The organism is Arthrobacter sp. LAPM80 (assembly GCF_046736435.1).
Lineage (GTDB): Bacteria > Actinomycetota > Actinomycetes > Actinomycetales > Micrococcaceae > Specibacter.
The window spans coordinates 70,916-89,260 of the sequence record NZ_JBCHVD010000003.1 but is presented as its reverse complement, the minus strand read 5'-3'; the positions used below and the strand labels follow the sequence as shown (position 1 = coordinate 89,260).

The 18,345-nt window shown below is 65.2% G+C and carries 18 protein-coding genes; 10 read left to right on the top strand and 8 right to left on the bottom strand.

Annotated features, from left to right (window positions below; all coding sequences use genetic code 11):
* Window positions 1-35 precede the first annotated feature (35 nt).
* A complete protein-coding gene (locus AAGW05_RS04515) occupies window positions 36-1,079 on the bottom strand; it encodes a hypothetical protein (protein WP_411803283.1) in 1,044 nt (347 codons plus the stop codon).
* Between the two features lie 164 nt (window positions 1,080-1,243).
* Here AAGW05_RS04515 and AAGW05_RS04510 point away from each other — a divergent pair, with 164 nt between their 5' ends.
* The 3 genes from AAGW05_RS04510 (at window position 1,244) to AAGW05_RS04500 (ending at window position 3,285) form a co-directional block, all read left to right on the top strand.
* Entirely contained in the window at window positions 1,244-2,077 is an 834-nt protein-coding gene (locus AAGW05_RS04510; protein ID WP_411803282.1) for a hydroxymethylpyrimidine/phosphomethylpyrimidine kinase, read from the top strand.
* Between the two features lie 110 nt (window positions 2,078-2,187).
* Window positions 2,188-2,523: a GNAT family N-acetyltransferase gene (locus AAGW05_RS04505; protein ID WP_411803281.1), complete on the top strand. Its 336-nt coding sequence runs from the start codon at window positions 2,188-2,190 to the stop codon at window positions 2,521-2,523.
* Complete coding sequence (locus tag AAGW05_RS04500; protein ID WP_411803280.1) at window positions 2,524-3,285, top strand: SDR family NAD(P)-dependent oxidoreductase; 762 nt, start codon at window positions 2,524-2,526, stop codon at window positions 3,283-3,285. It abuts the gene before it with no gap.
* Between the two features lie 25 nt (window positions 3,286-3,310).
* On the opposite strand, the gene AAGW05_RS04495 is transcribed toward AAGW05_RS04500, so the two are convergent.
* The 6 genes from AAGW05_RS04495 to AAGW05_RS04470 form a co-directional block, all read right to left on the bottom strand.
* The gene (locus AAGW05_RS04495; protein ID WP_411803279.1) at window positions 3,311-4,897 is read right to left on the bottom strand and encodes an MFS transporter; all 1,587 of its coding nucleotides are present in this window, start codon (window positions 4,895-4,897) and stop codon (window positions 3,311-3,313) included.
* 242 nt (window positions 4,898-5,139) lie between these two features.
* Window positions 5,140-5,415 carry an HPr family phosphocarrier protein gene (locus tag AAGW05_RS04490; protein WP_411803278.1) on the bottom strand — a complete coding sequence of 92 codons (276 nt, stop codon included), beginning with the start codon at window positions 5,413-5,415 and terminating at the stop codon, window positions 5,140-5,142.
* A 50-nt stretch (window positions 5,416-5,465) separates the two neighbouring features.
* Window positions 5,466-7,178 carry a putative PEP-binding protein gene (locus AAGW05_RS04485; RefSeq protein WP_411803277.1) on the bottom strand — a complete coding sequence of 571 codons (1,713 nt, stop codon included), beginning with the start codon at window positions 7,176-7,178 and terminating at the stop codon, window positions 5,466-5,468.
* 23 nt (window positions 7,179-7,201) lie between these two features.
* Entirely contained in the window at window positions 7,202-9,229 is a 2,028-nt protein-coding gene (locus tag AAGW05_RS04480; protein ID WP_411803276.1) for a fructose-specific PTS transporter subunit EIIC, read from the bottom strand.
* A gap of 17 nt (window positions 9,230-9,246) precedes the next feature.
* The gene (locus tag AAGW05_RS04475) at window positions 9,247-10,194 is read right to left on the bottom strand and encodes a 1-phosphofructokinase family hexose kinase (protein WP_411803275.1); all 948 of its coding nucleotides are present in this window, start codon (window positions 10,192-10,194) and stop codon (window positions 9,247-9,249) included.
* On the bottom strand, window positions 10,191-10,979 hold the full coding sequence (locus AAGW05_RS04470) for a DeoR/GlpR family DNA-binding transcription regulator (protein ID WP_411803274.1): 789 nt from the start codon (window positions 10,977-10,979) through the stop codon (window positions 10,191-10,193). Before AAGW05_RS04470 ends, AAGW05_RS04475 begins: the two co-directional genes overlap by 4 nt.
* 182 nt (window positions 10,980-11,161) lie before the next feature.
* On the opposite strand from AAGW05_RS04470, the gene AAGW05_RS04465 reads away from it, so the two are divergent.
* The 3 genes from AAGW05_RS04465 (at window position 11,162) to AAGW05_RS04455 (ending at window position 13,007) form a co-directional block, all read left to right on the top strand.
* Window positions 11,162-11,419: a hypothetical protein gene (locus tag AAGW05_RS04465; protein ID WP_411803273.1), complete on the top strand. Its 258-nt coding sequence runs from the start codon at window positions 11,162-11,164 to the stop codon at window positions 11,417-11,419.
* A gap of 116 nt (window positions 11,420-11,535) precedes the next feature.
* Entirely contained in the window at window positions 11,536-11,976 is a 441-nt protein-coding gene (locus AAGW05_RS04460) for a DUF2871 domain-containing protein (RefSeq protein WP_411803272.1), read from the top strand.
* Window positions 11,977-12,137: 161 nt separating this feature from the next.
* Complete coding sequence (locus tag AAGW05_RS04455; RefSeq protein WP_411803271.1) at window positions 12,138-13,007, top strand: hypothetical protein; 870 nt, start codon at window positions 12,138-12,140, stop codon at window positions 13,005-13,007.
* Window positions 13,008-13,061: 54 nt separating this feature from the next.
* Here the strand turns inward: AAGW05_RS04455 and AAGW05_RS04450 are convergent, their stop codons facing one another.
* Window positions 13,062-14,267, bottom strand: a complete 1,206-nt coding sequence (locus AAGW05_RS04450; protein WP_411803483.1) for a DUF445 domain-containing protein — start codon at window positions 14,265-14,267, stop codon at window positions 13,062-13,064.
* Between the two features lie 115 nt (window positions 14,268-14,382).
* Between AAGW05_RS04450 and AAGW05_RS04445 the strand changes: the two genes are divergently transcribed.
* From AAGW05_RS04445 to AAGW05_RS04430, 4 genes are all read left to right on the top strand, one after another.
* Window positions 14,383-15,171, top strand: a complete 789-nt coding sequence (locus AAGW05_RS04445) for a glycerophosphodiester phosphodiesterase (RefSeq protein ID WP_411803270.1) — start codon at window positions 14,383-14,385, stop codon at window positions 15,169-15,171.
* A gap of 51 nt (window positions 15,172-15,222) precedes the next feature.
* Window positions 15,223-17,088 carry a glycoside hydrolase family 15 protein gene (locus AAGW05_RS04440; protein WP_411803269.1) on the top strand — a complete coding sequence of 622 codons (1,866 nt, stop codon included), beginning with the start codon at window positions 15,223-15,225 and terminating at the stop codon, window positions 17,086-17,088.
* A gap of 73 nt (window positions 17,089-17,161) precedes the next feature.
* Window positions 17,162-17,917: an AzlC family ABC transporter permease gene (locus tag AAGW05_RS04435; RefSeq protein ID WP_411803268.1), complete on the top strand. Its 756-nt coding sequence runs from the start codon at window positions 17,162-17,164 to the stop codon at window positions 17,915-17,917.
* The gene (locus tag AAGW05_RS04430; RefSeq protein ID WP_411803267.1) at window positions 17,914-18,225 is read left to right on the top strand and encodes an AzlD domain-containing protein; all 312 of its coding nucleotides are present in this window, start codon (window positions 17,914-17,916) and stop codon (window positions 18,223-18,225) included. The genes AAGW05_RS04435 and AAGW05_RS04430 overlap by 4 nt, the downstream gene beginning before the upstream one ends.
* Window positions 18,226-18,345: the final 120 nt, after the last annotated feature.

The window sequence follows — 18,345 nt, the reverse complement described above, 5'->3', positions numbered from 1 at the left end:
ATTTTTGGTTTGCTGGCCATGTTTGCGGCCCAGGGTCAGGCCTGGCTCCGCTCGATGGCGCCAGGGTGCGACGGGCCGGACAGGCCCAGCGCGTCGCTGCCGGCGTGTCCGATGCTCGCGCCAAACATGACCGGGAATTTGTGCGGGAACAGCCTGGTGGTGGTTCCGCCGGAAAACTCGATGCTTGTGGCCAGCATGGCGTTGCGGCCCACGAGTTGCCCCGATGCCGTTGGCAGGGTTGTTTTCTTGTCGCGCTCCATGGCCTTGAGCCTGTCCGTGGCATAGGAAATGTCCCGGGGCGCGAAGCTGTTCACCAGGGGCTGGATCCAGTCGGCCACTGCCTTGCCCGCATGGGTGGCGGGCCCGCCCAGGGACTGGCTGACGCCGTGGATGAGATCGCCCATCCATTGACCGGCCGCCGGGGCCGACATGGAGACCAGACGCATGGTGTCCCTGTGCCCGTCGTTTCCTGTGAACTCCAGAACCGAGAACAGTGCGTCGCCGAGCAGGTTTGAGCGGGTGGTGCTGCTCATTCCGAGCTGGACAGTGGAGACGCCCTTGATCATCCCGCGCATGACGGAGACAGAGCTGGAGGACGTGCGTGCGGATGTCTCCGTAGCCCCAGAGATGTAGCCCCTGCTATGGCTTACCGAGGCGCCAAACATGCTCATGGAGTGGTTGAGGCTTCCCGTGATGGCGCCTGAGGTTTCCTGGTCAAAATGGCGTTCGAGTTCCACTACCCTGGCCCCATGGATGTCAACACAGCTGGCGTCGGAACCGAAGACTGCCTCATGGGGCAGGGCGGCCAGTGCCGACAGCTGTGCGTGGATCCTCAGCGAGAAGGCGTAGTCGGCCTCGTTGAACGCGACGGCCTTGCGCCAGGCCCGGATGCCGCTGATCAGCAGGGGGATTCCAATGGCGGCGCAGATGACAAACGGGACCACCCAGAGCCCCGAACCCGTGGTGCCTGTGAGGAAGAAAAAATACAGGGCCAGGGCTGTCAGGATGACGCCCCACACGGTGCGGCCGGTGTGCAACAGGGTGCGAGCATAGGGGGAATAGGGAACTTTGCTTGACATGGTCTCGCTCCTTATCGGCAGCGCCCTGCTGGATGGTGCGGAGCTGCCTGAGGGTGATTTTACCCGGTGGCAGGGCCACGCGCCCGGGTGACTTTTCGGCACCCGTCCCGGCCCTCCGGCGTCGCACTTTAAAGCTGTCCGGTTCGAGGTGGCAAGATGGTTCCATGACTACACATGCCCCCGCACTTGCCCTGACCATCGCCGGATCGGAAGCGACAGGCGGTGCCGGCGCCCAAGCCGACCTCAAGACGTTCCAGGAACTTGGTGTCTTCGGCATTGTGAACCTCACCTGCATCGTGTCCTTTGATCCCAAGGACAACTGGAACCACCGCTTCGTCCCGGTTGACCAGCAGGTCATTGCCGACCAGTTGGAGGCCACGACGGCGGCCTACGGTTCGGCGTCGGGCGCACCCACCGTGCTGGAGACGGTGAAGATTGGCATGCTGGGCAGCCCCGCCACCATCAGCACGGTCGAAGCCGCGCTCAAGGCCGAGTCCTTCAAGAACGTGGTGCTTGATCCGGTGCTGATCTGCAAGGGACAGGAGCCCGGCCACGCGCTGGACACCGATCAGGCGCTCAAGGCCCAGATCCTGCCGCTGGCCACCTTTGTCACGCCGAACCACTTTGAGGCGGAGTCGCTCTCCGGACTGAAAATCAACAACCTCGAGGACCTCAAGGCTGCGGCCCGCAAGATTCACCAGATCAGCGGAGCGGCAGTCCTCGCCAAGGGCGGCGTACGGCTTGAAGGCTCCGACGCCGTCGACGTTTTCTTTGACGGTGAAACCCTTGAGGTCCTCTCCGCACCGAAGGTCGGCGAGGTCGCCGTGTCCGGAGCTGGCTGCTCGCTGGCCGCCGCCGTGGCGGCCGAACTGGCCAAGGGCGCCACCCCGTTGGAGGCGGCACGCACGGCCAAGGCCTTCGTCACCGAGGGCATCAAAAACCGGGTGACCTCCGGCGCCCCGTTCACGGCCCTGTGGCAGGGTGGCGCAGCCTCCTAAGGCACCTGATCGTGCGTCTCCCGGCACGGCACGCCTCCCACGGGGAGCGGGCGCAAATGCATAGCCTGAGCACTGTTGCCAGCGCCTGCCCCGTGTGCCAAGCTCGGTTCATGAGTGTGAACGAAGCCCCTGATTCCGACCCCTTTGACGCCAATGTGCGGATGACCCGCAATGATTCCAGACACCGGTATGAGCTTTTCGTCGCGGACGAATTGGCTGTTGTCATCACGTTCAGGGACCGGCCCGGGCACATCGACCTGATCGAAACCGTTGCGGAGCCCGGCTTTGAGGGCCGCGGACATGCCAAGGTGCTCGCACGCTACGCCCTCGATGACGTCGTGGCGTCGGGAAAGCGCATCATCCCGCACTGCAACTATGTGGTGCGTTTCCTTGAGAAGCATCCGGAGCCGTACATGCAGTACACGGACTTCCCCGGGGTGGCGTAGGTGGCGCGCCCCACCGCGCTTGTTACGGGAGCAACCTCCGGCCTCGGCGCCGAATTCGCCCAACAATTGGGCCGTTCCCAGCACGATCTCGTCCTGGTGGCACGGGACGCAGCCCGGCTGGAGGCCAAGGCCGTGCGGCTGCGGAGCGAATGTGGCGTGCACGTTGAGATTCTGCCCGCCGACCTGGTCACTGACGACGGCGTTGCCTCCGTCAGTGCCCGGCTGGCGGATCCTGCACGGCCGGTCTCGGTGTTGGTCAACAATGCAGGCTTCAGCCTCGTGAAGCACTTTGAGCAGAACACGGTTGAGGAAGAGGCGAGGCACTTGCGCATCCTGGCCCGCACGCCCATGGAACTCATGCATGCGGTGCTGCCGGGGATGCTCGAACGCGGCCAGGGGCGGATTGTCAACGTTTCAAGCGTGTCGGCGTTCATCCCCCGGGGGAGCTACGGCGCGGCCAAGTCATGGCTGACAAGCTTCAGCCGCTTCGCCAACCTGCGGTACGGCCCCAGGGGGGTCAAGGTGACTGCCGTGTGCCCCGGGTTCGTGCACACGGAATTCCATGCGCGCATGGGTGCCAACATGGGCGGGGTCCGGCCCTGGATGTGGCTCCACGCGGACAGGGTGGTGCGCGAAGGCCTGGCCGATAACGCAGCAGGCAAAGCCGTGTCGATTCCGTCCAGGCGCTACGCAACACTCATGGCACTGACCCGCTTCGTGCCTGACGGGCTTGCGGCGTCCGCAGGCAACCGTGGCCGCTAAGTCCCACGGCGGCCGTCCCGATGAATCAGGTGCCAACGGTGGGACGGCCCACCGTGACGGGAATGCCCGTGCCTGGTGTGGGCGCCTCGTAAGAGTCGTCAAAGGGCAGGTAGTCCATGTCCAGCAGCGGGTTTTCATCCTGCGTGGCCACGAGTTCCTCGGCTTCCTCCACCGTAGCCACGCTGGGCATGGATCCCGGCAGCGGCTTCTGGGCTGATTCCCGCAGGAAATAGATGGCCCCGGCGCCGATGGCCGAGGTGAACATCAGGTAGAACGCAGGCATCATGTCATTGCCGGTCAGGGTGATCAGGCCCTTCATGATGAAGGGTGCGGTGCCGCCAAAGATCGCCACGGCAAAGTTGTAGGAAATGCCCATCCCGCCGTAACGGCTCGACGTCGGAAACAGGGCCGGCAGTGAGGAAGCCAGGTTCGACACGTAGAACGTCACGGGGAAGGCAATCAGGGCCAGGCCCAGCAGCGTGGACCACACAGGGCCCAGACCGATGAGCAGGAACGCCGGTACTGCCAGCACCACAGTTCCCAACGCGCCAACCCAGAGCACCGGGCGGCGTCCAACCTTGTCCGAGAGGCGGCCGGTCAGCGGGATGCACACGGCCATGGCAACGAGGATGGGGATGGTCAGCAAGGTCCCGTGCACAGGGTCGTAGCCCTTTGATTCGGTCAGGTACGTGGGCATGTACGAGGTCAGGGCGTAGCCAACCGTATTGGCGGCTGCCACCAGCACCATGGCAAGCACAATCTGGCGCCAGTACACCTTCACGAGCCGGACGGGACCGCCAGATGCATCTTCGTCCTCTGCTGCGGCGGACTTGGAATTCGCTTCGTTGGCGTCCAGGGTTGCCTGGAATTGGGGCGACTCCTCAATTTTCATCCGGAAGTACACGGCAATTAGGCCCAGTGGTCCGGCAATCAGGAAGGGAATGCGCCAGCCCCACTGTTCCATGGCGTCCTGGCCCAGCGTTAGCTGCATGACCGAGACCAGGGCGGCACCAATAGCGAAGCCCATGTAGCTGCCCAGGTCCAAGATGCTCGCGAAGTAGCCGCGGCGCTTGTCCGGGGCGTATTCGCTGACGAACGTGGTGGCACCGGCGTACTCGCCGCCGGTGGAAAAGCCTTGGATGAGTTTCACCACGACAAGCAGCACGGCAGCCCATATGCCGATCTGGGCATATCCGGGCAGCAGCCCGACGGCGAACGTGGACGCCGCCATGACGATCAGGGTGGTGGCGAGCACCTTCTGGCGTCCTACCTTGTCACCGAGCCAGCCAAAGACCACGCCGCCGAGGGGGCGGGCCAGGAAGGTCGCCGCGAAGGTTCCCAGGAGGAAAAGCGTCTGGACATCCCTGTCGGCATCAGGGAGGAAGACCGGGCCCATGGTGCCGATTAGATAACCGAAGACGCCGACGTCGTACCATTCCATGGTGTTGCCGACTACTGTGCCGCTAAGGGCTTTTCTGAGCATCGGCTGGTCAACAACATTGACGTCGCCAACGGCCAGCCTGCGTTTTTTAAGTGTGGGAAGGCGAGCCTTTTTCGCTCGAGTCTGTAATCGATCTGCGGTGTCCTTAACACCTGGTTCCGGTTGAGTCATGCTTCTGTCTTTGGGCATTTGTTTGTCCCCTTAAGGAGTTCATTTGCTTGCGACGTTCTGCTGCTTCGCTACGGGCAGGGGATCAATTTTACCAGACGCCTCATTTCACGGCCTCGGAGAGGTGCCTGCCGGGGCTCGAAAAAAGTGTCTCCACACCAAAAAATGACCCGCACTAGTGGTCGATAAACGCCTCTAAATCGCGTTTTTTCAACCGCTATTGCGGGCCAGTTATAAAAATACGGTTAGGCGTCGTGGTCGGTTTCCAGGATCAGGACCAAGGCGTCCAGGGCGTCGGCAACGGAGTCGTCGTCGGTGCGCAGCACAACAACTTCGCCGTGCTCGATGCCGAGGCTCATCAGGGCGAGCATGCTGTCGGCGCCGACAGCTTCCTCGACGGGCTCGCCGAGGCGCGCAATGGTCACCTCGGCATCGAGATCCCCGGCGGCATCGGCGAAGATCGAGGCAGGCCGTGCGTGCAGGCCCACGCGACTGGCAATGGTGGCTGTCTTTTCAATCATGGGTGGTCCTTCGGGTTGTTGGTTGCGGTGCCGGGCCGGCGCAAATGAAGTCAGAGGCCAAGCTCAGCCAGGGCGGGCAGCCCGTCGCGAACCAGCGCGCGCGCCTCGGCTGCGGAGGCCGCGGCCCCCGCTCGGTAGGCCAGCTGGCGCGCCTGGGCAAGGGTGACAGTGCGCAGGACGGCCGCGACAGCAGGCAATGCCCGCGGTGTCATCGATAATGTGGAAACCCCCAACCCTGCAAGCACGACGGCGAGGGCCGGGTCAGCCGCCGACTCGCCGCACACGCCCACAGGCTTGGGCCGCGCATCCTCAAGCGAAGCCGAATGCTTCGCCTGGGAGATGGAGCCCTCAACAGTTGCCTGGATCAGGGCAAGGACTGCAGGCTGCCAGGGATCGTTGAGCGCCGCCAGCGGGCCAAGCTGCCTGTCGGCGGCCATGGCGTACTGCGTGAGGTCGTTGGTGCCGAGGCTGGCAAATTCCACATGGTCAAGCACGTGCCGTGCGGTGAGGGCAGCCGAGGGGACCTCGACCATGACGCCGGGGGTTTTCAGTCCTGCGCCCGTGCACATGGCGGCAAAGTCGGCAGCCTCGGCGGGTGTTGAAATCATGGGGGCCATGACCCAGACATCGGCTTCGGCTTGCGACGCCGCATCCGCGATGGCGGCGAGCTGGCGTGTAAGCACACCCGGAGTTGAGATGTCTGTTCGGTAGCCGCGCACACCAAGTGCGGGGTTCGGCTCGGTGCTGTCGGTCAGGAAGGGCAGCGGCTTGTCAGCCCCGGCATCCAGGGTCCGCACAACAACCTTTCGGCCCGGGAACGCGTCAAAGACGCCCTTGTAGGCGGCGACCTGGTCGCCATGGCTTGGCTCGGTGCTGTTGCCAAGGAAACAGAATTCGGTGCGCAGCAGGCCCACGCCCTGGGCATTGGCTGCGGCTGCCTCCTGTGCGTCCTTGGCGCCTCCGACGTTGGCGAGCAGGGGTATCAAGGTGCCGTCTGCGAGCTGTCCGTTGCCGTCGAAGACGTTCAGCAGCGATGCCTTTTCCTGCCAGATCGCCACCGCCGCCGCTTCCGCGTCCCCGGGTTCGGTGCTGACGACGCCGGCCGACCCGTCGACGTAGACCAGTGCGCCGTCGGAAATGTCGTGGACGCCTGCCGCCGCCACAACGGCCGGCAGGCCCAGGCTGCGGGCAATGATGGCCGTGTGTGACTGCGGTCCACCGCCCGCGGTGACAAGTGCGATGACCTTTGTGGGGTCAAGGGTTGCGGTGTCGGCCGGGGCGAGGTCCTCGGCAATCAGGATGAAGGGTTCGGCGGAGTCGGGAATTTCGGGGGCGGCAACCCCGCGCAGCTCGGCCACGATCCGTGACTTCACGTCGTGGACGTCGTGCGTGCGCTCCGCCATGTAGCCGCCAAGGTTCAGGAGCATCTGCGCAACGCTCTCCCCGGCCTCCCATACGGCACGTTCTGCCGATGTGCCGGCGTTGATCAGCTTGATGGCAGCCTTGATCAGCATGGGGTCGGTGGCCATAAGCGCCGTCGCCTCAAGCACCTCCTTGCCTGTGCCGTCGGCGCGGCCGGCCCGTTCCAACAGCTGTGTCTTGACGGCGGCACCCGCGGCCTTGACGTTGGCAGCGGCAGTCTCGGGCGCCGTCGAACTTTCCAATTTTTCACCCATGGGTGGCTCTGCCAAGGCAGGGGGCATGTGCCTTGCCGGGCCAATGACGCGGCCGCGGAAGACGCCGACTCCGACAAAACTTTGCATGGGTGCTCCTTCGAAGGTCATTTTCAGTACCTGACGGCTACGCCTGCAGGCTGCGCTGCTGCAAGGGTATCAACGGGCTTGCGAACGGCCCAGCGTTTCAGCGCGACAACCGTAAATGCGGCGACAGCGGTGCCGGCAAGGATGGAGAGCACGAACATGCCCACGTTGCCGATGGCGAAGAAGACGAAGATGCCGCCGTGCGGGGCCTGGGAGGTGACGTGGAAGGCCATGGTCATGGCTCCCGTCACGGCGCCGCCGAGCATGGTGGCGGGGATGACGCGCAGGGGGTCGGCCGCGGCGAACGGGATGGCGCCTTCGGATATGAAGGAGGCCCCCAGCAGCCAGGCGGCCTTGCCGTTTTCACGCTCGGCGAGGGAGAAGCGCCTCTTGTCCAGGACCGTGGCCAGTGCCATGGCGAGCGGGGGAACCATGCCTGCGGCCATGACCGTGGCCATGATTTCCCACGGGGCCTGGTTGGCGATGCTGCCCGCACCAAGGCCGGCGACGGCGAACGCGTAGGCCACCTTGTTGACGGGGCCGCCCAGGTCGAAGCACATCATCAGTCCCAAGATGATGCCGAGCACGACGGCGGAGGCACCGGACATGCCTGTCAGCCAGTGGTTCAGTCCGTTGGTGAGGGCGGCAATGGGGGTGCCAAGGAACAACAGCATGGCACCGGAGGCAATGATGGAACCAAGCAGCGGGATGATCACAACAGGCATGAGTCCGCGCAGCCAGCGAGGCACCTGCCACGTGCCGATCCAGTACGCCGCGAGACCTGCCAGCAGACCACCGACAAGGCCGCCGAGGAATCCGGCGCCCATGAAGACGGCGACGGCGCCTGCCGTGAAGCCGGGTGCGATGCCGGGGCGGTCGGCGATGCCAAACGCAATGTATCCCGCCAGTGCAGGGACAAGGAAGGCCATTGACAGGCTGCCAATCTGGAACGCCACGGCGCCCAGGTAGGCTCCGAGCGGGCCCAGGGCCTGGGCAGGATAGTCGGTGGGCAGGTTGGTCAGGCTGTTGGATGTCAGGATCTTGCCCGCAAAGTCCGGAATCTGGAATCCACCGAGCAGGAAGCCAAGGGCGATCAGGAGCCCGCCGCCCGCAACAAACGGGATCATGTAGCTGACGCCCGTGAGTAGGACCTTCTTGATCTTGGTGCCGAGGTGCTCGCTTGAGGCCTCGGCGTTGTGCTCGGCGGTTTCTTCCGCGCCAAAGTGCGGCACCCTGTGGGCGTTGGGGTCATCCGCCGCGGCCAGGGCTTCCTGGATCATCTTGGCGGGCTCGTCAATGCCGCGTTTTACGGGTGCGTTGATAACGGGCTTGCCGGCGAAGCGTTCCTTGCCGCGCACGTCGACGTCGACGGCGAAGATCACGGCATCGGCTGCGGCAATGATTGCCGGGTCCAGCGGTGTGACGGCCCCGGAGCCCTGCGTCTCGACCTGCAGGTCGATACCTGCCTCCTGTGCGGCCAGAATGAGTGAATCGGCGGCCATGTAGGTGTGGGCGATGCCGGTGGGGCACGCCGTCACGGCAACAATGTGCTTCTGGCGGGCCGATGCCGGTGACGGCGCGGGGGTCGCGGCGGCCTTGGGCTTCTCGGCCAGCGCGTCAGAGACCAGGTCTACGATTTCCGCCGGGGTTGCCGCCGCGCGCAGGGCGGCCGTGAAGTCCTTCTTGATCAGTGAGCGGGCCAGCTTGGAGAGCAGTTTGAGGTGCTCGTTGTCGGCACCTGCCGGTGCGGCAATGAAGAAGATGATGTCGGCGGGGCCGTCCTTGGCGCCGAAGTCGACGGCCGGGTTCAGTCGGGCCATGGCCAGCGTCGGCTCAAGGACTGCCTCGGAGCGGCAGTGCGGGATGGCGATGCCGCCGGGAACGCCGGTGGCGGTTTTTTGTTCGCGGGCCAGCGCATCGGCGAACAGGCCCTCGACGCCGGAGGCGCGGCCGGTTTTGGCGATGAGCTCTGCCAGGTGGCGGATGACGGATGTGGTGTCCGTGCCGAGATTGGCGTCAAGAAGTACCAGGTCGGTGGTGATGAGAGTTGTCATGTCAGGTCTCTTCGACTTCAGGCCAGGGCCGTCACGATGACGGCGTCCGGGGTGGTTTGTTCGAGGGACGGAACCATGGTTCCGGGGAGGGAAGCGGCGGCCGCCCCATGGGCCACTGCTTGCTGCAGGCACGCTTGCGGGGAATTCCCGCGGAGTGTGGCCAACAGATATCCGGACAGGGCGGAATCGCCCGCTCCGACCGTGCTTTTCGCTTCAATGGCGGGGCCGTGCCCGTACCAGCTGCCGTGTGCCGTGACAAGGACGGCGCCCTTGGAACCGAGGGTGGCCAGAACAGCGCCAACACCATTGTGGACAAGGGACGTGGATGCGCTCGCAGCCAGGGCAGGATCGGCCTCAAGGCAGGGCCCATCCGAGATCCCCGTCAGCTCGGCAAGTTCCTCGCCGTTGGGCTTGAGCAGGTCAGGTGCCGCACGCAGGCTCTCCAGCAGGGGAGCGCCGGAGGAGTCAACCGCAATCAGCGGCGCCCGTGTCCCGTGCGCGGCACGCACGGCGTCGATGACACGGGCGTAATAATCGGCGGGTGCGCCGGGCGGCAGCGAGCCGGCGAGCACGAGCCAGGCTGCGCCGTCGGACTTCTCAACCGTCAGCTCAAGCAGCTCTGCAAGCTGCGCGGGGGTAAGCACCGGCCCGGGCTCGTTGACCTTGGTGGTGGTGCCGTCGGGCTCGGTGATGGCGACGTTGCTGCGCAGGGGCGCCCCGATGGGAAGGGTCAGGTGTGGGATGTTCTCCGCGCCCAGGGCACGCACGACGGCGTCATCGGCGTCGCCGGGCAGCAGGGCCAGGGCATCGATGGCCGAGGCGGACAGGGCCCGGACAATGTTCACGCCCTTGCCGCCGGGGTGCTGGGAGGCCGCGGTGGCGCGCTGGACGGCCCCCCGTTCAAGTGGCGCCAGGAGTTCGATGGTGCGGTCCAGGCTGGGGTTGGGGGTCAGTGTGAGGATCATGCGATCACGAGCTCAACACCGGCGGCGGCCAGGGCTGCGGCCAGCTCGGGGGAGGGTTCGGTGGTGGTGACCAAGGTGTCAATCTCCTCAAGTGTTGCGAAGCGGACAAGTGTTTCGACGCCGAGTTTGGACGCGTCGGCAAGGACGACAACCTGCCTGGCTGCCCGGACCATGGCCGTCTTGGTTGCAGCCTCGACGGGGTCGGGGGTGCTCAGGCCGAAGTCGGCATGGATGCCGTTGGCGCCGATGAATGCCACATCGGGGCGGAGGGCGGCCAGCTGTTCGGTGGCGCGGGCACCAACGACGGCGCTTGTCAGCCCCCTGACGCGTCCTCCCACGATGTCGAGCAGCAGGTGGGGGTTGGTGCTCAGCGAGGCTGCCATGGGAAGTGAGTTGGTGATAACGAGCAGTTCGTCGCCGGCGTTGGCCGGTTCCCAGCTCGCGAGACGCTCGGCCATGGCGGCAGTGGTGGTGCCGGAGTCGAGCAGAATCGAGGCTGACGGGCTGTGCGGCACGAGTGCAAGCGCGGCGGCGGCGATGCGTGCCTTCTCATCCAGCCGCTGGCTTTGGCGTTCGCCCAGGCTCAGCTCGGAGCGCGTGAGCCTGTCAATGCCGACGGCACCGCCGTGGACCCGGCGCAGTTGGCCGGCCTCCTCGAGGGCAGCCAGGTCGCGGCGGACCGTTTCTTGGGTGATGGAAAACAGTTCGGCCAGCTCGTTGACGCCAACGCGGCCCTGGGCGCTGACGAGTTCGGCGATTCTCCTGTGCCGTTCCTCCGCAAACATGGGGTTCCTTCCGCTTCGAGCTGTGCGTGACGGGCGTCACGATGGTGTTTTGGTTGACTTTATCTTCGTTTATCTTTGTTTGTCAATTCATTTCCCACATAAACACAGAAAAGCGGGTGTGTGGCCGGGGTTGGCGCCCGGCTTCGAGGGACCGGGCGGACCCCGCTGGGTACGCTTGCCTCATGGAAACCGTGGAGTGGTCCCGGCCGGAGAGCGAGCGCGACGTCACGCCGCTGTTGCTGATGCTGCACGGCTACGGCTCCAATGAACTCCTCGCCGCCATGGAACCGTTGGCCGTCAGGATGCCGTTCCTCTGGGCGCGCGACCCCGCTGACCTTCTCATCAACCCTGACGCCACCCGGTTCGCGGCGGAATGGCTGGCTGCCAACACCGAGTTCGTCCACGCCCGCTATCCGGGATCGTTCGTGCCCAGAGGGTAGGGCCGCCCGCACCGGAGAAGGCGGGCATTCAACCAAACGGTTGATGCCCGGCGTCGTACGTTTTCATAGGCTTGAACCACAAGCTTGCAGGAGCCCAACAACCAAAGGAATCCACAGTGAAGAAGCTCTTCTATTCGGCGTTCGCGTACATGGTCATCGGCGTGCTCTCGGGCCTGTTTTACCGGGAATACACCAGGGGCAAGGACTTCACCGGCTCCACCCAGCTGTCAATTGTGCACACCCACCTGTTGACGCTTGGCTTCCTTGTCTTGTTGATCGTGCTGATCCTCGAAAAGCAGTTCGCGTTGTCAGAATCGAAGCTGTTCAACTGGTTCTTCTGGACCTACAACATTGGCCTGGTCCTGACGGTCGCCACCATGGTGGTCCACGGCATCCTGCAGGTCAACGGCGACACCACTGTCTCCGGCGCCATCCCGGGCATCGCGGGCGTGGGCCACATCGTCATCACGGCCGGCATGATCCTGCTGTTCCTGGCCCTGCGCAACCGCCTGTTTGGCGTCAAGGGCACGGAGAGGGCCGCCGCGCTCGCAGGCTGAGTGCCACGAACGACGGCGGATCGATAGGCGCGCCGGCAGGCCAGCCTCCCTGCCGGGCCGGGTCGGGAGAACGCCTAGCCGGGTTTTCCCCCTGAGAGAAAGTCAGGGGCACATTCAGGAATGGCGACTACCCTTGAGTCATCGACAGGGTAGGGGAACGCATGGCACGGAAGAATTTTGACCAGGCCGATGGCCACCGCGCGGCGATGGGGGCCGCCCCCGGTTTTGCAAAGTCTGCGGGCAAACCGAACCCGGCAGTGGGACTCGCCGCGGCCGCCGCCTTTGACGAGCGCGGACAGCCCAAGCCCGCGGTGCACGGCATGCTGCTCAAGGCCGTTGAGGTGCAGCGCCCGCTTGTTCTTGCCAACCTGCGGCGGCTGCGCAAGCGCCACCCGAACGCGACGGCGTTCGAGCTGAGCCAGCGCTTGGAACGCGACTTCCTTTCCGGCGTCGGCACCGGCGGCGCCGCGATCGGCGCCACGGCCATCATCCCCGGCATCGGCACCGTCGCCGCGCTCTCCATTTCTGCCGCCGCCACCGTGGTGTTCCTCGAGGCGACGGCCCTGTACGCGCAGTCGGTGGCCGAACTGCACGGCATCCGCCTGGCCGACCCCGAACTGGCTCAGGTCACCGTCATGGCCGTCATCCTCGGCGAGGAAGGCACCGCCATGCTCCAGGGGCTGACGGGGCACGCCCTAGGCAACGGCAAGACGCCCCTGCAGGCTTGGGGCAAGACAGTGAACAAGAGCCTGCCCAGCTCCGCAGTCCGGGCTGTCGCTGGCGCCATGCAAAGGAAGTTTCTGAGAAAGGTCGCCGTCAAGGGCGGGGCGTCCGTCATTGGCAAGGCCCTGCCGTTCGGCATCGGGGCGGCAGTGGGAGGTGTGGGTAACTACATGATGGGCAAGGCCGTGATCGCCTCGGCCCAGCGCGCGTTCGGCCCGGCACCGCTTGCGATCCCGGCCGAGCTGATGGCGGAGCTTGACGCACCCAAGGTGAAGAAAACCAAGACCCCCAGGTCCATCACGCCGTAGCTGCTGACCCCCGCTGCCCTGCGAGGGGGCCGCGGGGGTACCGGGTGAACGTCGCTAGTGGAACACCAGCGTAGCGATGGTGAAGATCGCCACCCCTGCCAGCGAGCCGACCACCGTGCCGTTGATGCGGATGAACTGCAGGTCCTTGCCCACCTGAAGCTCGATCTTCTCGCTTGTCTCCTCGGAGTCCCAACGCTCCACGGTGTCGGTGATGATCGAGGTGATCTCGTGCTTGTACGTGCGCACCAGGTAGGAGGCGGCGTCGGCAATCCAGGCGTTGGTCTTCTCCGCCAGCTCGGCATCCTCGACCAGGCGTGTGCCAAAGTCTTGCACTGCGGCAGTGAATTTCAGGCGGAGTTCGGAGTTGGGGTCCTCGACGGCGCCGGTGATGGCTTCCTTAATGGTGTCCCAGGCCTTGCCGGCCACGGCGCGGACCTCCGGATCGCCCAGCACCTGTTCCTTGATGGACTCGGCCCTGGCAATCATGGCGGGGTCGTACTGGAGGTCCTGCGCCAGGTCCTTCAGGTACGCGTCCAGCTGCAGGCGCACCTTGTGGTTCGGGTCGGACTGCACGGCACGGACGAACTTGTAGAACTCGACGTAGATCTTGTCGCCCACCATGCCGTCCACAAATTGGGGGACCCAGCTGGGGGAGCGGTCCGAAACAAGCCCACTGATGGTGGAGTGGTTGGCCCTGACCCAGTCGGCCGAACGGTCAACGAGCAGGTCCACGAGCGGGTGGTGGTGCCCGTCGGCGACGATGCGTTCAGCCAGCTTGCCCATGGGCGGGCCCCACGGCGGGTCAACCACATGCTTGCGCACCATGGCCTCGATGACGTCACGGACGTCGTCGTCCTTCAAAACCGCCATTGCGCCGCGGATGGCTGCCGCACCCTCGGTCGCAACGCGCTGGGCGCTGGCAGGCTTGGCCAGCCACCCGCCCAGCTTCTGCGCGATCTGTGCGGAGGCCAGCTTGTCGGCCACGACGGTTTCGGAGAGGAAGTTCGTCTCCACAAACTCGCCAAGGGAGGCACCGATCTCGTCCTTGCGGTTCGGGATGATGGCGGTGTGCGGGATCTTGATGCCCATGGGGTACTTGAACAAGGCGGTGACGGCGAACCAGTCGGCCAGCGCGCCCACCATGCCACCCTCGGCGGCGGCCCGCACATAGCCCAGCCACGGGTGGCGCTCCTGGAAAGCGAAGGCGATGCAGAACACGACAGCCATGAAAATCAGCAGGGCGAGCGCAATGTTCTTCATGCGCTGCAGCGCAGCCGCCTTGGCAATGTCCGGGTGCGGGGTCGGGGCGGGAAGGGTGCCGGTCTGTGAAGAAGCCTGCTGCGGGTGTGCCATGAAGTAAGCGTAGCGTGGTGCCATGACCGTTCAGATCTACGCCCACCGCGGCTCCAGCGCAGCCTTCGCCGAGCACACCCGAGCGGCCTATGTGCAGGCCCTGGCCGACGGCGCCGACGGCGTTGAGTGCGACCTCCACCTCACGGCCGACGGCGGGCTCGTCCTGCTCCATGACGACACGGTGGATCGCACCTCCAATGGCACCGGTCACGTCGCGGAGCTGACGCTTGCACAGCTGCGGGAGCTGGATTTCAGTTCCTGGAAGGGCGTGCCGATCCCGCCCGGGTCCGGCACCCCCGCGCAGCAGCTGCTGACACTGCCCGAGCTGCTCGAGATCCTTGGCGGGGCCGGCAGGCCCGTTGGACTCGCCATTGAGTTCAAGTACGGCGCGGCCTTCGACCCCCAACTGGTTGACGCCACCCTTGAAACCCTGCGCGGCCGCGGCTGGTCGCCGGAGCACTCCACCGCGGGCAAGGTGCTCGTTTCCTTCATGAGCTTCCACCCCGGCGCCGTGAAGTATTTGGCCGGACGCGTTCCCGCCGAGCATCTGTGCCAGTTGCTGCAGCGGACCATGGCCGAGGGCGAGCGGTTGCTGGACGACGGCGTCGCCCACCTCGTCGGACCCGGGGTAGGCTACCTGCGCGCCAACCCGGGCAACGCGGCGAAGTGGATTGCCGCGGGCAGGATGCTGCGTGTTTGGACGGTGGACACCGCCGGGGACCTGGAGGGTGCCCTGGCGGCCGGGGCCACACAGGTGACAACGAACAGGCCACGGGAAATTCGTGAGATTCTTGGCGCCGCGGCATGCTGAGCGATCCACCCGCAGCGAACTCGTAAAATTTTACCTGCGGCGCCCGCCTCCATGTGGTTGCATGGAACCATGGCATCGCGAATCGAAGACTATGCACTGCTTTCGGACCTCCACACGGGCGCCCTGCTCGGCCGTGACGGGAGCATCGACTGGCTGTGTTTTCCGCGTTTTGATTCACCAGCAGTGTTCACGGCACTGCTGGGAACCTCCGACCACGGGAGGTGGTTGATGGCGCCAACCCACCCCGAGGCGGGCATTGTCCGACGCGCGTACATGGGCCGGACGTTTGTTTTGGAAACCCTGTGGGAAACACCCGAAGGCTCCGCCCGGATCACCGACTTCATGCCGTTGGGCGACCGCAGGGCGTCCATCGTGCGCAGGGTCGACGGGCTGCGCGGCAGCGTGGAGTTCCGGCAGGAAATCAGTGTTCGTCCCGGCTATGGCAAGGTGCTTCCCTGGGTGCGGCGCGTTGAAGAAGAAGATGGCACGGTGGCAATCGTCGGCGTTGCCGGGCCCGACGCCGTGGTGTTGCGCGGCGACGAGCTGCCCCACGCCGTCCACCGCCAACACAAGGGCCACTTCACCGTCACGGCCGGGCAGCGTGTGGAGCAGGAACTGATCTGGTACCCCTCGCACAGGCCGGTTCCCTCGGCCATCGACACCCAGGTGGCGCTGGAAAAAACCTGTGCGTACTGGGAAGCTTGGGCCGCACGCTACAACCAGGACGGCAAGTATGCGTCCATTGTGGAGCGCTCGCTGCTGGTCCTGCGGGCCCTGACGCACGAGGACACCGGCGGCATCGTGGCCGCGCCCACCACCTCGCTTCCGGAGGATTTTGGTGGTGGAAGGAATTGGGACTACAGGTATTGCTGGCTGCGCGATGCCGCTCTGACACTTGAGGCCATGCTCACCCACGGCTATGCGGACGAGGCCCTGAAATGGCGGGACTGGCTGTTGCGCGCCGTAGCAGGGGACCCGGAGGACCTGCAGATCATGTACGGGCTATCAGGCGAGCGGAACCTGGCTGAGGGTGAAATTGGCCACCTGCCCGGCTACGAAGGGGCGCTGCCGGTGCGCATCGGTAACGGGGCAGTGGGACAGTACCAGGCCGACGTCGTGGGTGAGGTCCTTGTGGCGCTTGAAAAGCTGCGGCTCGCAGGCGGCCATGAAGACCACTTCTCCTGGCCGCTGCAGCAGGCCATGCTGGGCTTCGTCGAGAAGCACCTGGCGGCCAAGGATCACGGAATCTGGGAAATGCGCGGAGACCTGCTGCACTTCACGCATTCGCGCGTCATGATGTGGGCGGCCTTCGACTGCGGTGTGCGGGCCGTACGCGACCACGGCCTCTCGGGGCCGATCGAGCGGTGGGAGAGCCTCAGGGATCAGCTGCGTGAGGAAATCATGGAGCACGGCTTCAACAAGGAACTGAACTCCTTCACCCAAACCTACGGGGGCACGGCCACCGATGCGTCCCTGCTTGTCATCCCGCAGGTGGGCTTTGTGGCGTACAGTTCCCCCGAAATGCTGGGCACCGTGGCCGCGATGGAAGCGGAGCTGGTGGATGGACACGGCCTCATCATGCGCTATCAGACCGCGAGCGGGTTGGACGGTCTGGCGCCGGGCGAGCACCCGTTCCTTGCCTGCTCGTTCTGGCTCGTTGAGCAGTATGCGCATTCGGGGCGCCGGACCGAAGCTGTCGCCCTGATGGACACCCTGGTGGGACTTGCCAACGACGTGGGGCTGCTCAGCGAGGAGTACGACATGGACCAGGGGCGGATGGCAGGGAACTTCCCACAGGCGTTCTCCCACCTGGCTCTGGTCCGTGCCGCCGACGCGCTGCACGGAACCGAAAACCTCTGCCTGTCCAGCGATCCGATGGACACCAATACGATGCCCATCGTCATCCAGAAGGGATGAAATTCACTCCCGCCGTGTTCTTGCCATGCGGACGGACCGGGATTGCCTCTCGGACGCATGAAAACATGGGTCGATGAGACTTAAGGATTCGCCCGCCGCCAGGATTGGTGCCTCCATCGCGATCGCCACAGGTTTGTACGGCGTGTCCTTTGGCGCACTGTCGGTGGCGTCTGGGCTGACCTTTTGGCAGACGATGGCGCTCAGCCTCCTGCTGTTCAGTGGCGGTTCGCAATTTGCATTCATTGGCGTGGTGGCGGCCGGCGGCACGGGAGTTGCCGCCATGAGCGCGGCGGCGCTGTTGGGCATCCGCAACGGCGTTTACGGCATGCAGCTCAATGCCCTGATGCGTCCCAAGGGGTGGCGCCGCTTTGCCGCCGCGCATGTCACGATCGATGAATCGACGGCAACTGCCACGGGGCAGGCGGATCCCGACGAGCAAAAGCGCGGCTTCTGGGTGGCGGGCCTTGGCGTTTTCATCCTCTGGAACATTATGACCGCCGTGGGCGCCGTGATTGGTGACGCCATGGGGGACCCCAAGCAATGGGGCCTGGACGGTGCGGCCGTTGCGGCGTTCCTCGGACTGCTGTGGCCGCGCATCAGGGCATTCCAACCAGCGGCGATTGCAGTGGTGTGCGCCGTCGTGACCCTGCTCGCCGTGCCGTTTGTGCCACCGGGAGTGCCCATCTTGGTGGCTGCGCTGGTGGCCGGGCTGATCGGCTGGTTCCGACGGGATGGCACCCCCGACCATGCTCCGGGGCACGTCGAGGACGGGTTGGAGCCTGACATCGAGCCGTACAGGCACACTGGCACCGAGGGGGAGCGCGCATGAGCCTGTGGTTTTGGCTGATGGTTTCGGTGGTTTTGGCGTACCTGACGAAACTGCTGGGATATCTGGTTCCCGCCAAGGTCCTGGCCAATCCGAGGATGTCGCGCGTGGCGGGAACCCTGACGATTGGGCTGCTGGCATCGCTGACCATTGTCAACGCGGCCGCCAGCGGAACCTCAGTGGTGCTGGATGCAAGGATCGGCGCCCTAGTGGCAGCCGCAATTGCGCTCTGGCTCAAGGCGCCGTTCCTCGTCGTGGTCTTGGCCGGCGCGGCCGCCGCCGCAGGGTTAAGGCTGCTGGGTTGGTCCTGAGCCGTTCGGGTTCTGGCCGCCGGGGGCCCGCTTAAAGGCGCCAGCCAAGGCAAGACCCCAAAGAAAGACAAGCATGACTGCGACCCGATTCATAGCGGTGGCGACTTTCGATGGGGAGGA